Genomic DNA, 15,269 nt, shown 5'->3' on the forward strand with positions numbered 1-15,269 from the left:
ATGACAACAACTGATTTTGGTCCTCTCCCCGGCTCGACCATCTTAAAGGCGGTCGCCGGCCAGAAGACGATCGTCATGGCGGCGAACATCCGGATCGCCTCTGTGGCCCAGGGTATCTTCAGGGCAGCAAAAGACACGGACTCGGCGGTCTTCATGGAACTGGCCCGGTCTGAGTGCGACCTCAAGGGCGGGTATACGGGGCTCACCCCGCAGGCCTTCTCCCGGCGGATGAGCGAGGATGCAAAAGCAGTCGGGTTCGATGTCTGGGCCCTCCACGCGGACCACATCACCGTCAAGAAGGGCGATGCCGCGGAAGTCGAAGGCACGAAGCAGCTGATCGATGCGCAGATCGCGGCCGGCTATACCTCGTTTGCGATCGATGCCTCCCACCTCTTCAATTTCGAGGGAAAGGATGTCCGGGAAGAACTTGAACCGAATATCCGGGTCACCACGGACCTTGCCCGCTATATTAAGAACAAAATGAACGGGAAGGAGTTCGGCCTTGAAGTGGAAGTCGGGGAGATCGGCAGGAAAGACGGGAGCGGCCTTGTCCTGACAAAACCCGAAGAAGCGGTCACGTTCATTAAGGCGCTCAACGAGGCCGGTGTCTTTCCCAATGTACTTGCCATCGCAAACGGCAGCACCCATGGTCACACGTACGATGCACTCGGGAATGTGGTCGAACAGCTCTCCATCGACATCCCCCAGACGAAGGCGATCGCAAAGGCCCTGCGGGATAACAATCTCCCGGTCGGGATCGCCCAGCACGGGATCACCGGCACGCCCCGCGACCTCATCAACCTCCACTTCCCGAAGGGCGACATCATCAAGGGCAATGTCGGCACCTTCTGGCAGGACGTGGTGTTCAGCACCCTGAAGGTGTACGAACCTGAACTGTACAGGAATATCCAGGAATGGACGCTGGAGAAATACCGGCCATTGAATGCCGGCAAATCCGACCGCCAGGTGTTTGACGGGAACTGCAAGATGGCGATAAAAGAATTCTACAAAGACCTCTACTCCCTTCCGGAAGAGACCGAGCATGCGATCCGGTCCATGGCCTATGCCGAGAGCCTCGTCTTCTTCCGTGCGTTCGGGGCGTACGGGTCCGCGTCCCTTGTACGAAAGTCCCTGAAATAAAAAAACACCGTAATATTTTAGTGTCCGGATGGGAGATGTCGTGGAATCCGAATAGTTCTTCAGAACTATGAGGACGAGAAGATTTCGATAGAAATCTTCGAATCTCGACAATCTGAAGGGAGGCGAGAGCCGACCTTCAGGTCTCGCGACCCTCAACAAGTCGAAGAACCTTTCGGGTTCTTCTCCTACTTCGGCTCTTATGAGCCTCAGTATGCACAAACTTTAATTATCTTACATCCCAAATTAGGGCAGATGGTTAACGGAATTGTTTTGCCGATAAAAAAAGTGTTTGCTCTCGTTGATTCAAAAATTTCTGTCGAGATCAAGGATGAGGGGCGGAAGCTGCAGGGACGGCTCGTTGCAGTGGATGAATACCTCAACATCCATATGGAAGAGACCATTGAATTTGTCGACAACCAGAGGGGACGAAGCCTTGGGGCCGTCGTAATCCGGGGTAACAATATTCTTACCATTGCACCGGTGATCTGAGTCAATACAGAAGGTGGAGACTGTGGGAGATCCTGTTGAGGAAGGACTGAAGCTGATCCAGTCAAAACCGGAGGGCGTGCTCCAGAGCGAGCTCTGGAAGGAACTGGGCGTTGACAGCCGGAAATGTTCGCGGATTGTCAAGAAACTGGAAGAGAGCGGGCTCATCGACCGGGTCGAATTCAAAAAGGACGGTATCAAGACCTACCTCTTAAAAGCGAAACAGATGCCGGTCAACCCGTGCGACCTGCTGGCTGGCGACGAGCTGATCCCGTGTATCGGGTGCGACCTCGAATGCGTTGTCGAGGAGTGCCACCCGCTGATGGACTGGATGTACCAGCTCGCGATTGTCTCCCATTCGGAAGAATAATCTTTTTTGGCCCTTCTGATATCCGGATAACGGGCCTCTATTTCTTATCGTGTCGTGCCGGCATGGCCGTACTGCCCGGCAACCCGCCGGCCGGAAAGGAATTGTCGTGGATTACAGCCTTCATTTCGCACAAACTCCCTGTTTTCAACAACTATTTATCGCTCCACCATCTACCTGTTTATAGTAATTCTACGCCGTTTTCGGAAGATGCACGATGATTTCCGTCTTGTTTATCGATGACAACACCGATCTTCTTGCCCGGATCCGCACGTTTCTTGAAAAGACCGGTGAGATCAGAATAGAACCGGCCCACTCCATCAAGCAGGCGACAGAGAAACTCCGGGGCAGGACCTTTGATGTCATCATCTCGTACGAACAGCAGCCCGATGTGAACGGCATCGAGTTCGTGCCGGACATGAACGGCATCGATTTCTTAAAGTACCTCAAGTTGCAGGGAAACACGACGCCCGTGATCCTCCTCAGCCGGAGGGGCCAGAACAAGATCGCCATCGAGGAAGTGAACAACGCGACGGAGATCGCGGTCCCGCAGTCCGGGGACCTCCGCCCGCAGCTCATGGAGATGGTCACCCTGATCAAGCAGACGATGCTGCGGAAGAAAGCGGAACGCGAGCTCAAGGTCCAGAACGACCAGCTGGCGACCATCCTCTCCGCAACGCCCCTTGGCATCTTCCAGATGCGCAACGGCATCCTCGAATGGGTGAACGGCCCGCTGGCCACCATGCTCGGGTATACGGAGTCTTCGCTTGTCGGCACGGAACTCCGCACGCTGCTCCGGACCCCTGAAGAGTATGAGCAGATCTGCCGCGAATTTTTAATCCGGAAGGATGCAACGGGACTCGGGCATGCAGATGTCCGGCTGGTAAAAAACGGCGGGACAACGGTCCCCTGCCACATCCAGGTGCACCCGCTCGACCCCATGGACATTACCCGGGGCGGGACCTTTATTGTCACCGACAACACGGAGAAGCAGAAGATCGCCGACGAACTCCATGAGAGCGAGGCAAAGTACCGCGAGATGCTCCAGAACTCCCAGAGCATCATCATCCGGATGGACACGCAGGGCACGATCACGTTCTTCAACCACTATGCCCTGACCTTCTTTGATTATACGTCGGAAGACGTGATCGGGAAGAATGTTGTCGGGACGATCGTGTCCGAGAAGGCCCGCATCCAGCACGGGCTTTCGATGATGGCAAACGACATCGGGTTCAATGCAGAAGGCTATGCGGTCAATGTCAACGAGAATGTCCGGCGCAACGGTGACCGCGTCTGGATCGCGTGGATCAACAAGGCGATCCGGGACGAGCAGGGCCGGCTCACCGAGATCCTCTGTATCGGCCACGACATCACGGACCGGCGACGCGGCAGCAGCGAGGTGCGGATCAGCACCGATACGTGGAAGGACATGGTCGTTGCGGATACGGATGTGAAAGAGGATGTCTTCGATGCGGTCTTCCACATCTGCACCGAGATCTCGATCGAGGGCCGGGAAGGAAAGCCGGTCGGCACCACGTTCCTGATCGGCGATACGAAGAACGTGCTGGAGAAGTCCCGCCAGATCATCTTAAACCCGTTCGAAGGCCACCGGCCCGAGCTGCGGGTTGTCACCAACGACAGTCTCAGGGAGAACATCAAGGCCCTTGCACAGCTCGATGGCGCATTCGTCATCACGGGCGATGGTTTTGTCGAATCGGTGGGGCGCTACATCACCGTCGATTCAAGCAATGTCTCCCTGCCCCCCGGCATGGGGACCCGGCACAACTCGGTGGCAGCAATCACATCGGTAACCCACGCGGTGGGCATTGTCGTCTCGCAGAGCGGCGGGGGTATCACGGTTTTCAGGGAAGGACGGATTTTAAAGAAGATTACGCTGTGATCAGGGCGGCGATCGCGTACGAGAAGTTCGATCACCCTGGACAATCACCCCCTCAGTTCTTCACCCCCTCCCCACTACAGCCAGAACATCATCCTCTCAACCTATTCTCGATTAAAACAAGCTCTAAACAGGCCGGTTTTTCTCCTCGCAAAACCTCCGGATAGCCAGCCGGGGCCAATAGCGGGATTTCCCGTGAGACTCCCCGCAAAACCCCCGAAACAGGCCGGTCGCTGAAATCCCGAAAGAGTGAAACGGGGCTCGATACGGGCCCGGATGGGTCATTTTTACCGATCCGGGCAGGTGAGAGTACTGATACTCTAAAAAAGAGGCGGTTATCCTCCCTCGTCGGGAGAGGGGTCAGATCCCACCGGGGATAGTCCCGGCAGACTCGCCCTATCCGGTACAGGTGCGGGTGTGGAATCCGGTGCGGAATCTGGTACGGGATCCGGTATCGGGGCTGGCACAGATGCCAGTACAGGTGCCGGCACACATGCAGGTGCGGGATCCGGCACCGGAGCAGGAGCAGGTGACGGAACTTTAGCCGGCCCCACCCTCTCCTGAATGAGAGGTGTCCCGTTCTCCCGCTTTATCCCATGTTGTTTGCCATCTACCAGAAAATCGGCAAATATGATGAGGTCGTCGAGGAGTTCCGAAACTCCGGGACGAGCATGAATGCTACAAGGAGGAGTATCATGGATACTGAAAACGTGCAGCCGGTTGCAACGGTGACCGGGCTGTACCGTGGAAAGTCCGGTGGGCGTGGGGAAGACGATATGCCCCTTCACTGCCCCTTTCGCCCCATTCATTTATCGTCTGTCCCGGTTTTATTCATCATATATTCGTCATTTACACCATGTATTCGCCACAGAAAGATTCACGTCTGAACTGTCTGACCAGTTGAATTGTATCAAAATCCCCCGTCAATTTAGCAGACAGTGTCTGCTGAATTGATTCCCGTAACGACTTCTGACGGAGATTTCACAGACACCGTCCGGGGAATTGTTGCGACAGGATCGCGACAATGTATCCGGTATCAATCTCCCCGCTCCCCTTAACAGTTTCAGCGGTTTTGATTTTCCTTTGAATTTCACTCGTTTTCCGGGTCACAGGTAGTTGGCTGCAATGCCCGGAAATGTCCAGATATGTCCTGATTCTCGTTGATTAGATTTAGGTAATCTATATCGATTTTGTCGGTTATAATGGAAATTTTCAGCCGGATTGTGTTTTTTCGATCACGCAGGGTAATGTTGGGAAATGTCCCATACCCTGCACGGCTCACCCACATGCTCTTCTTCCATAATCAATCAATGGTTGATCTATGTATTGTTCATGTCCCGATTGTTACGACGGATGTCCCGTTTATGTCCCGTTTATGTCCTCTTTAAAGTGGACATGCAGATGACAGGATGTAGTACGTACCTTTACCCGTGGTTCCGATCTGTGTCAGAATTCCGTTATCACACAATCCCTTGAGATCCCGGGACGCAGTTTTGCCAGTAATTTTCTGGGGTGTGAGTGCAATGAACTCCTTGTTCGTAATTCTGCCATTTTTTTTCACGTGCATAACTGCTTTCACTTGACGCTCATTCAGTCCCATCTGCGCGAGATATTCATCAGTAAACATATCTTTGTGCATTGTCAGGGTGAGACCCCACGCATCGGTCTGGAATTCAGGCTCGGGTAGCCCGGCATCCGCAAATGAGGTGACAATCCTCTGGATGCCGGAACCGTACCGCTCGATATAACCGGCGAGATAGAAGATCCTTGCAATCAGTGGATTTCGTGGTATTGATTGAGGTTTTGCTTTCAGCTGTTCGATTGACAGCCCCTTTGGCAGACCTCCGGGATTATGGAACCAGATGGAATCGTCATAGATTTTTATCAGGATCTGTTCGTTCTTTTTGAAATAATCCCGGTGGACTAACGCATTCGTGAGTGCTTCACGGAGTGCGGGGAGCGGGTAATCCCAGTGCTCCTTGCGCTCCGGTGTTTCTCCCGTGATCTCATACCGGACATTGATGAAATTTTTCAGCGCTTCTTCTCCTTCAGCAAACTGGTGGAAAAGATTCCCGTCAATCCAGCGGTCCCCTATGATAGTTGCTCCGTCTTTGAACCGGCCGATACGAAGTACCGCATCCGACAGGTATTGGTCCTGTTTTTTCCCGAACAGCAGGAATGCTGCATTGGTCAGTTGATCCCCGGTTACGAGCCCGAGCCGCGTAAGTATCGTGACAGCCGGTTCGTGCTCGTCAGCAACGGGGAGCCTCCCGGCACTTTTTGCCTGATGCACGAAGAGCCGGACCGTTTCTTCGTCAATATCTGCAAGTCCGCGCTGTGAGGGAAGAGTGGTTCATCAGAACCACGAGGCGGAGAATGCTGAGGGTCAACAGACCCGAAGCAGGAGAAGAACGAAGTTCTTCGACTGAATTCAAAGAATTCTTCGACGTAAAACGCCGAACCCCGCCAGAACCCCCCTGGCGACCGCCGGGCCCCGGATCACAACCCCCCACAACCCAAACCTCATCTCCCTGCCCGATCCTCGATTAAAACAAGCTCTAAACAGGCCGGTTTTTCTCCTCGCAAAACCCCCGGATACGCAAACCGGGCCAATAGCGGGATTTTCCGTGAGACTCCCCGCAAAAACCCCCGAAACAGGCCGGTCGCTGAAATCCCGAAAGAGTGAAACGGGGCTCGATACGGGCCCGGATGGGTCATTTTCACCTAAAAGGACATATGAGGTCACTCATAGTCAAAAGGGGGGTACAATCCCTTGCCCCGTCCGAACCCTCCTCGATGGCAGATCAATAAACCTCCCCATCGGATCACCGGAACACGCCGGGTTCCCGGGATGATTACCGGATATGGTCCTGTAATTTTTCGAAAAGGGCGAGCTGGTCCCGGGCTTCGCGCTTCTTTTCTTTCTCGATGGAATCCATGATTGCCGTCATCGGCAAGGCCAGCTGGTAAATTTTTACCGGGCGGCCTTTGCGTTCGGAGGATTCCCCACGCATCCGGACCCAGCCCCGGTCCATCAGGTACCTCATCGCGATACTTACCTCCGGCTGCCGCAGGTCGGTCCCGCGCTCGATGGAACGGGACGATGTCTCGGGCACGTTTGCGAGGAAGACAAGCAGCGTTGCGACATGCTTCTTTATCCCGATACCAATAAGCAGGCTGACGAACTCTTCTTCTCTTTCGGTAAAAAACTGGACGCTTTCTGTTCTCATTGAAATCACCGGATCTTGTGCGATTTAATTTTATTTTTATTATATCGTTAAATGCATTTTGATTTCATCCGTTGAAAAATGGGGAGGGACGGAACCATCCGGATTTTTCATGAAAATTGCGGGCATCCAAAATCCGGAAATGGAAATTTCCCCGAGTATCCTTCCATTCCGGTAATGATCGCGACGATCTGCCGGGCGGTCCCCGGATCGCCGTCCCCTGTTTAAAAAATTACTTTTCTTTGAGAAATCTGAAGACTTCCCTGAATGTTACTCGTTTCCCATAGGTCAGCATGCCCATCCTGAATATCCGTGCGGCAAGTTTTGTCAGGATAGCAATGGAGATGACAAGGATGGCGATACTCACGATAATCTCGTATGGCGGTACGGTCACGAGCGTGAGCCGGACCATCGCAACGAAGGGCGCGGTGTACGGGAAATAGGTCAGGACCTGCATCAGGAGGGAATTCGGATCCTGCAGGAGGAACTGGAGGAAGATGATCGGGAAGACGGCAAACATCGAGAAGACTGCCGAGACCTGCTGGGCTTCCCTGACCGTGGGCGCGAGGGATGCCGTGCAGGCGATCGAGACCGAGAACAGGAAGTACCCGAGCACGAAATAGACAACCGCGAGGCACACGAGCCCTGTCACCTGAATCTCTGAGAACAGGGCGGCAAACGGGCTTGCGGCGATCACGATAAGGCCGATCGCCACCCAGACCGTGATCTGGAGCAGGCCCACCCCCGCATACCCGAGGATCTTTCCTGCGAGAAGTTCTTCGGCAGAACAGTGGGAGAGCAGGAACTCGCCCCTGCGACTCTCTTTTTCTTCACCGATTCCCTGCATCAGGTAACCGGACGAGGTGAGGATACCGAGTGCAAGAACCATCGTGAGGGCAAACGGCAGCACGAAGCCGGCGAGCTTCTGGTCGCCCTTGGGATTGCCCGCTTCATCGAGGACGATCACCGTGGGGGATACCGGGGAGAGGATCTTCTGCGCGGTCTCGTCAGATACATTCTCGTGCCGCAGGAGGTTCCTGGTCACAAACTCCTGCACCGACTGGCTGGACCCCGCCGACCCGAGCAGGGAACTGTCCATTGTATAGACCATGAGCGTGCCGGTCCGGATATATCCCCCGGGGACTACCAGCAGGCTGTCAATCTCTCCTTTTACCAGTGCCGCCTTGCCGGCTGCAATGTCAGGGTACGGGACAAAGCCGGGCGCTGCCTGAATAAATCCGGCTGCATCCACATACCCGGTTGTCTGGTTCGTTGCTCCCGTGCCGATCCCGGCACCGGTATACAGGGTGAGCCCGATGACAAAGAGCATCAGCAGGGGAAGCCCGATCGTGCCGAGAATAAACCCTTTGCGCCGGACGGTCTTTACGAATTCAAATTTTGCGACTACGAGAGATTTTGCCATCATCGCCTGCCCACCTCAAGGAATATCTCGTTCATGGACCGCTGCTTTACCTCGAACTTCTTCACGGTAACGCTGGCGACAAGCGTTTTTAAGATGGCCTGGGTGTCGGCATCCTTTTCCACGATCAGCTCCGCGACATTGCCGGAGTCGTTGATGCCAAGGATATGGTCGAGATGCGGGAGCCGGCCTTCGTACCTGACCTCAACCGACAACCCGAACTGTAATCGGATCTCATCGAGGCTGCCGTAGAGCACCGTCTTCCCGTTATTGAGCATGAGGATCCGGTCGCACATCCGTTCCACCTCGTCCATCTGGTGCGTGCTCATGATCAGGGTCGTGCCGTTGTCACGCAAGTCGAGGAGGATATCCTTGAGGGTTTTGATGTTGAGGGGGTCGAGGCCCGAGAACGGCTCGTCAAGGATGAGGAGTGCCGGCTGGTGGATGACCGCGAGAATGAACTGGAGTCGCCGGTGCATGCCCTTGCTCAGTTCCTGGATCTTTTTGTCCCGGTATTCCGTGAGATCCAGTCTCTCCAGCCACTCGTCCATCTTCCGGTCGATCGCATCCACGTGCTTGAGTTCCGCAAAATACCGGATACACTCCGAGACCGGGATCTCCTTATCCAGGCTCCCTTCCTCGGGAAGGTAACCGATGGCGTCCTTGATATCATTGGAGAATGTCGTACCGAAGAGCGAGATCGTCCCGGTATCGGGCCGGAAGATATCGAGGATGGTCCGGATGAGCGTGGTCTTGCCTGCACCGTTCGGGCCCAAGAGGCCGAACACCTCGCCCTTGTTGACAACAAAACTGATATCTTCTAAGATATTCCTGCTGTCAAAGGTCTTGGTGAGGTGTTCAACATGCAGAACGATTTTTCCGGGTTCAGGATCTGGTTCGAGGATTTTCATGCAGTGCTCCTACAGGATAATTTCATGTACACTTCAGAGCATGTTCGGGCTTCCATATACGTCCGGTAAATACGGACAATTTCTTCGATAATGACCGTCATCATGGATATTTTTCTCTTTTACGTTCTCAATACTGTCAGGTATGAGTTCACGGAAGATAACTCCGGGAACCTCCGGTTCTCCTCCGAAGGTGGTCCAGAGATACGGTCATCCGAATCTCTCCAGCGCTCCGGTGATCTCATCCGGGTTTTCAGTATACATCACGATCCTTTTCTTCGTAGTCGTAGTGATGACGAGAGTTTTTGGATAGTACGACCGGATCCGGGAGTGATAGTAGATCACAAGGAAGAACAGGACGATGCTGATGTCAAAACCCAGATGAACATAGAACGAGGATGAAACGATTTCACCGGATACAAACTGCAAATATTCCCCATAGAGGACGCCTGTTGACGTAACGGGTATCACTATTACGAGCAGTACCGTAAGAAGCCACAACGGTACCGATGGGACATTGTCCCGGACTTCTGCGGTTGCAATCGTGTTTTTCGGAATAACAACAGGCCACGGCAGAACTTGATGGAGAACAAGGGAATCAGCTCTGCTTTCGAGGCAGGCTCTTCTGTTCTCATAAAAAATGGCTATCGCTGCCAGGAGAATAAGTCCGCATAAGAGGACGCCGGATATAAGGGGCGTATATGCTGTCCGAATAAGAGAGAGCAGGAAAACTATACCGGCGATTCCGGTAATAAACCCGATGAAAAATACCGGGGAGGTGCCGGTTGATCGATAATCAACGATCATATCGCTCCTGACCAGCAGCACATCGTCCATCGGCCGGGTCGATATACACGTATCAGACGGTAAATGTCTCATCCTGACCGGAGTCACGCTGTCGTTCGGGCACCAGCCAAGCCACCCTTGGACAATTTCAGAAATCCTCGTGATCATACGGGAGCCTGCACCACCGGTTTTCCTTCGAACATCGCGGGCAGGGTCCCGGTCTTCCCATAGAGATAGAGGCCGGTGATCGTGATCCCGACGATGGTTGAGCCGATAAAGAGCAGGATGAGCATCACCAGCATATACGCGACAACAACGGCAACTGCTGCTGAAGCACTGCCCGAGAATCCGATCGCGATCATGGGGACCAGGCATATCAGCATAACGACAAACACGATCAGGAAGTAGATGATAAAACAGACAAGAATCTCTGCCCACACTTTCCTGAACAGGGATAACGATCCCGTAACCGCGGTAACAATGTCGTTATTGTCAAGGACAAGGAGCGGAACTACAAACAGGGTAAGGACATAGAGACATGCCATGAATGCCATGGAACCGTAAATTATGCCAAAGTTTACGAGTACACTCCCCATTGTGGAAGGGTTCATGAAGAACGAGAACACGACCCCGATGCATGCCCAGATCATCGCCCAGCTGAAGAGCGGCCACCGGTATTGCCCGGCATGCGCCAGCCCGTCGCGGACAGTTGCTGCCCGGCCTGAATGGATGAGCGAGACACACGCAATCAGTGCTGCCAGGAGATAGTACGTGAGGAAGGTACCGACAAGGCCAATGATGAACGTCAGGGCAATCCAGGGCAGCGAGCCATGAGAGATCATGACTGAAGCAGGGCCGGTTGCGAGGCCTGTCCCCGGAAACAGTGCCGTGCCGGAAATGAACTGGAGTGACAGGCCCGATACGAGACTGAAGATCATCACCAGCCCGGTGAGGAGTGAGAACCAGAGCAACTGCCGGTTCCTGACCAGGAGTCGTATGCTTCCTATCGTCAGTTTGATCCCGTGGTCGATCCGTCCGGATCCCCCGGCCCCGCCACCCGGCTGGGCAGGATTGTGGGTGACCGGGGGTGTTGCCAGTACCGGGGGTGCTGTACGCAGGGGCCGTGCATCGGAATTCGGGCACCAGGCCCGGTATTTCCGGAATAATTCGGATAAATGGAATATCATACCATCGCCTTCACTTTGGTAAACAGTTCTTCTGCCATCTTCGTCGGGTGAGCGGTCTTCTCGATCCTGATGCCGAGCTCGGTTGCATAGTCCCAGAGCAGCTCGATGCATTCGGTATAACGCTGGCACGTGCCGCAGTCGCCTTCATGATCGTACCACACCTGGACCCCGTGCTTTTCGGAGATAAAGATAAGCGCCGGGATCTGGAGCGGTATCGACTGCCCGAGCAGGATCCCCCGCTCAGTATTGATCGCATCGATCGCGATCTGGTTTGACTGCGCCATATCACGGAGTGCCGCATCGATCTTCCCGTCCATTGCAAGCAGCGCCTTGGAGACGGCCTGCCGGGAGATGCCAAGCAGGTTGGCAATGGTGATGTTCGGGGTTCCGCTGCGCCGCATCTTCCAGAAGGCGAACTGTTTTTCGTCCATGGGCAGAAGCATATGTCAACGTGTGTAGGTTGACTATATATAATTTATGAGAAAAAACCGGTGCTGATTAAAAAATTGAAGGGGATGCGGAGTTTAACCTCAAACCCCCATCCCCGTAATCAGCCCGACAATCTGCTGAGCTGTCGCAGGGTCCAGGACCTGTGCCAGGACCAGCCCGGCGATCGCGACGAATACCGTCCAGAACACCTTCTTCACCAGCTCGTTCCATCGAAGACTTGCGGTCTTCGAAGACTCATGTCTTCTCATGTCTCACATCCGATGACGCTCGACATTCTCCTGACTCGGGTCTGATGACACTCCTCATTCCCGAACGCAGATATGATCGCATCCGCGTCTGCCTTCATCCCGCGCTGGATCAGCTTCGGCAGGAACATGACCGCCGCCGCGATGAATGCCAGGGACAACTCGGTCCGGCCTGCAAACCAGATCCTCACCGGGATCGCAATGGTCCGCGCTAGAGCCGCAGCCACGCTCACTTCGTCAAACCAGAAGTAATACCATCGTATATGTCGCATAGTGGGGGTCAGATCGTCCCGGACAATCACCCCTGCGTTTCTGCACCCCCACACCGCTACGGGCTGAACATCATCCCTCCGACCCATTCCCGCTTGAAACAAGCTCCATACAGGCCGGTTTTTTCCCTTGGAAAACCTCCGGATAGCCAGCCGGGGCCAATAGCGGGATTTCCCGTGAGACTCTTATCAGAACTGCCCGAAACAGGCCGGTCGCTGAGATCCGGAAAGAGGGAAACGGGGTTCAGAATGAGCTCGGATGGACAATTTTCACCAAAAAGGGCATATGAGGTCACTCACCGTCAAAAGAAGGATCTGATCCCTCACTCCGTCGGAACCTTGTCTGACGCATATACCTATTCTCAAGTTGGGAGAACCAGGATGGGCCGGGTTCCCGGGCTGATTACCGGATATGGTCCCGCATTTTTTTAAAAAGGGCGAGCTGATCCCGGGCTTCGCGTTTCTTTTCTTCTTCGATGGAATCCATGATTGCCGTTATCGGTAAGGCCAGCTGGTAAATTTTTACCGGGCGGCCTTTGCGTTCGGAGGATTCCCCACGCATCCGGACCCATCCCCGGTCCATCAGGTACCTCATCGCGATACTTACTTCCGACTGCCGCAGGTCGGTCCCGCGTTCGATGGAACGGGACGATGTCCCGGGTACGTTTGCGAGGAATACCAGCAGCGTTGCGACATGCTTCTTTATCCCGATACCAATAAGCAGGCTGACGAACTCTTCTTCTCTTTCGGTAAAAAACTGGACGCTTTCTGTTCTCATTGAAATCACCGTGTCATGTGCATTTAAATTTTATTTTTATTATATCGTTAAATGCATTCTGGTCGTGCTCTTGAAAAAAATGGTGATGGGGCTGAATCACCCGGATTTTTCAGGAAAATTGTGGGCATCCAAAACCAAAAAATGGAAATTTCCTGAATTATCCTCTCATTCCGGTAATCATTCCCACGATCTGCCTGGAGGTTTCCGGATCGCCATCCCGTATAAAAAGGATGAATAAAACTACGAAATTGCCTTTCCGTCAACTGATTGTAATTTGTCTGATGCAACCCGGTATTTTCCCTGCGGGACAACGATCTCAAACCGGGCCCCGTTACCGGGCTCACCCGTCTCTGCAATCGATATGCCGGTGATATTGAGGATCTCCCGGATCAGGAATAAGCCAAGGCCGGTATGCTTTCCATAACCGCAGGTAAACAGGTGGGGTTTATCTTCAGTGGAGATCCCAATTCCGTTGTCCTCATACGTAATAATGAGATCCTGATTGTTTTTTCGGCAGGAGATGGTTATTGCAGTCACGTGCTCCCCGTGATGCAGCGAGTTGTCAAAAAGATTGTAAAAGACTTTTACCAGAATAAGATCGGCAAAGATCTCAACATTCCGGACATCTACTGAAAGTTCGATCTTCTCAAGGAACAGTGTCTTGCGGGACCGTTCAATAATTTCATTTACATCCTGCCATTCAGGTTCATGTATACCGATATCCTGGTACGTTCTGGTAAAATTTATCTGGTCCTGGAGAATACCTGCAATAGTACTGCTTTTCTGCAAATAATCAGAGGCCTTCTCATCAGTCGTCAGCCTCTTTATCAGTTCAAGATACCCCAGGAGTGCGGTCAGTTTATTGGTGAGATCATGCCAGGTAATTTTACACATCAGGTTCAGCTTGGTATTGGTCTGTTCCAGTTTGTCCCGCAACTGTTTTGCTTCGGATATATCGATACAGACCAGCCGGAACCCGTCAATTGATTTATTCCGGCGAATCGGTGTGATATAAACAACCATTGGGAACGTGCTCCCATCACTTTTCCGGGCGGTCACTTCATGAGCAGGTGGAAAATTTCCCTGGAGGGCCTGCATGTACAGGTCGTTGATATGAGATCGTTCATCCGGGTGTACCAGATCCAGCGCTGATAACGGCGTAGTATTTGTTGCACAGGTATACCTGAATTTTTCCCGCCCTGCACGGTTCATGAAGACCACGTTAAACCGTTCATCAAGTTCGACTACGGTCTTCGGCAGCGATTCCACCAGTTCCCTGTACCGGCACTCACTTTCCTTCACTCGTTCCCGCAGATGATATTCTTCTGTCACCTCCCGGGAAAAATTCAGGGTCGCCGGATGGTTGTTCCAGATAATCCTGATCGCATCGGCTTCCCACCAGCGGATCGTTCCCCTCCGGTTTATCACTCTGAACGGGTACCGTGGAAAGCTCACATCCTGATCTATCCTTTTCTGGTACCGTTCGCGCAGTACGGCCTGATCTTCCGGGTGAATAAGGTTGAAAAATGACTGCGATACTACTTCTTCAGAAGTAAACCCGCTGGCAGTGATAAAATCGGAAAATTTCGGGTTATAAAAAATAATTTTTTCGTCCTGGATAATGAATATGCTCTCCTGTGCATTCTCCACCAGCTGACGGTATTTTTTCTCCGATTCATACAGTGCCTGCTGATTCCTGCGGCGTTCAACAATACTCTTGATCTTGTGTTCCAGTTCAGCAAACTGCGCACCGGGATTTCCGCCTTTCTGGAGATAGGAGTCCGCACCGGAGTTCAGGGCCTCCACCACTACCTCCTCCCGCCCTTTTCCGGTAAACAGGATGAACGGGATGCGATCATACCGTTCCCGTACAATTTTCAGAAATTCGATGCCATCCATATCCGGCATCTGGTAGTCAGAAACAATCGCATCAAACGAATGCGTTTTTAATATGTCCAGGGCATTTTTCACAGAATCGATGGTGGTGAGTGATAATAATCCGGAACGTTCAAGATAAATGCGGGTCAGTGCCAGCATCGCAGGTTCGTCATCTACATACAATACAGAGAATTTTGTCATGCGGTATCACGTAAACCAGGCCATGTCCTT

The 15,269-nt window shown here is 53.1% G+C and carries 15 protein-coding genes; 4 read left to right on the top strand and 11 right to left on the bottom strand.

Annotated features, from left to right (window positions below; translation table 11 throughout):
* From M0R30_RS02115 to M0R30_RS02130, 4 genes are all read left to right on the top strand, one after another.
* A complete protein-coding gene (locus M0R30_RS02115) occupies positions 1 to 1,140 on the top strand; it encodes a class II fructose-bisphosphate aldolase (protein WP_292542678.1) in 1,140 nt (379 codons plus the stop codon).
* 252 nt (positions 1,141 to 1,392) lie between these two features.
* The gene (locus M0R30_RS02120) at positions 1,393 to 1,629 is read left to right on the top strand and encodes an LSM domain-containing protein (RefSeq protein ID WP_292542680.1); all 237 of its coding nucleotides are present in this window, start codon (positions 1,393 to 1,395) and stop codon (positions 1,627 to 1,629) included.
* 22 nt (positions 1,630 to 1,651) lie between these two features.
* Positions 1,652 to 1,996: a MarR family transcriptional regulator gene (locus M0R30_RS02125; protein ID WP_292542684.1), complete on the top strand. Its 345-nt coding sequence runs from the start codon at positions 1,652 to 1,654 to the stop codon at positions 1,994 to 1,996.
* Between the two features lie 214 nt (positions 1,997 to 2,210).
* Entirely contained in the window at positions 2,211 to 3,893 is a 1,683-nt protein-coding gene (locus M0R30_RS02130; RefSeq protein ID WP_292542687.1) for a PAS domain S-box protein, read from the top strand.
* A gap of 1,381 nt (positions 3,894 to 5,274) precedes the next feature.
* On the opposite strand, the gene M0R30_RS02135 is transcribed toward M0R30_RS02130, so the two are convergent.
* The 11 genes from M0R30_RS02135 to M0R30_RS02185 form a co-directional block, all read right to left on the bottom strand.
* Positions 5,275 to 6,183, bottom strand: a complete 909-nt coding sequence (locus tag M0R30_RS02135; RefSeq protein WP_292542691.1) for an ATP-binding protein — start codon at positions 6,181 to 6,183, stop codon at positions 5,275 to 5,277.
* A 562-nt stretch (positions 6,184 to 6,745) separates the two neighbouring features.
* Positions 6,746 to 7,120, bottom strand: a complete 375-nt coding sequence (locus M0R30_RS02140) for an ArsR family transcriptional regulator (protein ID WP_292542694.1) — start codon at positions 7,118 to 7,120, stop codon at positions 6,746 to 6,748.
* A gap of 229 nt (positions 7,121 to 7,349) precedes the next feature.
* Positions 7,350 to 8,543: an ABC transporter permease gene (locus M0R30_RS02145; RefSeq protein WP_292542696.1), complete on the bottom strand. Its 1,194-nt coding sequence runs from the start codon at positions 8,541 to 8,543 to the stop codon at positions 7,350 to 7,352.
* Entirely contained in the window at positions 8,540 to 9,448 is a 909-nt protein-coding gene (locus M0R30_RS02150; RefSeq protein ID WP_292542699.1) for an ATP-binding cassette domain-containing protein, read from the bottom strand. Before M0R30_RS02150 ends, M0R30_RS02145 begins: the two co-directional genes overlap by 4 nt.
* 207 nt (positions 9,449 to 9,655) lie before the next feature.
* A complete protein-coding gene (locus tag M0R30_RS02155) occupies positions 9,656 to 10,399 on the bottom strand; it encodes a hypothetical protein (protein ID WP_292542700.1) in 744 nt (247 codons plus the stop codon).
* Positions 10,396 to 11,418 (bottom strand): DUF6159 family protein, encoded by a 1,023-nt coding sequence (locus M0R30_RS02160; protein WP_292542702.1) that lies wholly within the window; start codon positions 11,416 to 11,418, stop codon positions 10,396 to 10,398. Before M0R30_RS02160 ends, M0R30_RS02155 begins: the two co-directional genes overlap by 4 nt.
* The gene (locus M0R30_RS02165) at positions 11,415 to 11,861 is read right to left on the bottom strand and encodes a hypothetical protein (protein WP_292542705.1); all 447 of its coding nucleotides are present in this window, start codon (positions 11,859 to 11,861) and stop codon (positions 11,415 to 11,417) included. The genes M0R30_RS02160 and M0R30_RS02165 overlap by 4 nt, the downstream gene beginning before the upstream one ends.
* Positions 11,862 to 11,948: 87 nt before the next feature.
* The gene (locus M0R30_RS02170) at positions 11,949 to 12,116 is read right to left on the bottom strand and encodes a hypothetical protein (protein WP_292542708.1); all 168 of its coding nucleotides are present in this window, start codon (positions 12,114 to 12,116) and stop codon (positions 11,949 to 11,951) included.
* Positions 12,113 to 12,385: a hypothetical protein gene (locus tag M0R30_RS02175; RefSeq protein WP_292542710.1), complete on the bottom strand. Its 273-nt coding sequence runs from the start codon at positions 12,383 to 12,385 to the stop codon at positions 12,113 to 12,115. The genes M0R30_RS02170 and M0R30_RS02175 overlap by 4 nt, the downstream gene beginning before the upstream one ends.
* Positions 12,386 to 12,785: 400 nt before the next feature.
* Positions 12,786 to 13,160 (bottom strand): ArsR family transcriptional regulator, encoded by a 375-nt coding sequence (locus M0R30_RS02180; protein WP_292542713.1) that lies wholly within the window; start codon positions 13,158 to 13,160, stop codon positions 12,786 to 12,788.
* A 240-nt stretch (positions 13,161 to 13,400) separates the two neighbouring features.
* Positions 13,401 to 15,239 (bottom strand): PAS domain S-box protein, encoded by a 1,839-nt coding sequence (locus tag M0R30_RS02185; protein ID WP_292542716.1) that lies wholly within the window; start codon positions 15,237 to 15,239, stop codon positions 13,401 to 13,403.
* Positions 15,240 to 15,269 lie beyond the last annotated feature (30 nt).

This window comes from Methanoregula sp., assembly GCF_023227875.1.
Lineage (GTDB): Archaea > Halobacteriota > Methanomicrobia > Methanomicrobiales > Methanospirillaceae > Methanoregula.

Bases quoted from the DNA above. Each gene is read 5' to 3' on its own strand.
- M0R30_RS02150 (WP_292542699.1), bottom strand. From the start codon at position 9,448: ATGAAAATCCTCGAACCAGATCCTGAACCCGGAAAAATCGTTCTGCAT.
- M0R30_RS02165 (WP_292542705.1), bottom strand. From the start codon at position 11,861: ATGCTTCTGCCCATGGACGAAAAACAGTTCGCCTTCTGGAAGATGCGG.
- M0R30_RS02185 (WP_292542716.1), bottom strand. From the start codon at position 15,239: ATGACAAAATTCTCTGTATTGTATGTAGATGACGAACCTGCGATGCTG.
- M0R30_RS02175 (WP_292542710.1), bottom strand. From the start codon at position 12,385: ATGCGACATATACGATGGTATTACTTCTGGTTTGACGAAGTGAGCGTG.
- M0R30_RS02140 (WP_292542694.1), bottom strand. From the start codon at position 7,120: ATGAGAACAGAAAGCGTCCAGTTTTTTACCGAAAGAGAAGAAGAGTTC.
- M0R30_RS02120 (WP_292542680.1), top strand. From the start codon at position 1,393: ATGGTTAACGGAATTGTTTTGCCGATAAAAAAAGTGTTTGCTCTCGTT.
- M0R30_RS02160 (WP_292542702.1), bottom strand. From the start codon at position 11,418: ATGATATTCCATTTATCCGAATTATTCCGGAAATACCGGGCCTGGTGC.
- M0R30_RS02145 (WP_292542696.1), bottom strand. From the start codon at position 8,543: ATGATGGCAAAATCTCTCGTAGTCGCAAAATTTGAATTCGTAAAGACC.
- M0R30_RS02170 (WP_292542708.1), bottom strand. From the start codon at position 12,116: ATGAGAAGACATGAGTCTTCGAAGACCGCAAGTCTTCGATGGAACGAG.
- M0R30_RS02180 (WP_292542713.1), bottom strand. From the start codon at position 13,160: ATGAGAACAGAAAGCGTCCAGTTTTTTACCGAAAGAGAAGAAGAGTTC.
- M0R30_RS02130 (WP_292542687.1), top strand. From the start codon at position 2,211: ATGATTTCCGTCTTGTTTATCGATGACAACACCGATCTTCTTGCCCGG.
- M0R30_RS02115 (WP_292542678.1), top strand. From the start codon at position 1: ATGACAACAACTGATTTTGGTCCTCTCCCCGGCTCGACCATCTTAAAG.
- M0R30_RS02155 (WP_292542700.1), bottom strand. From the start codon at position 10,399: ATGATCACGAGGATTTCTGAAATTGTCCAAGGGTGGCTTGGCTGGTGC.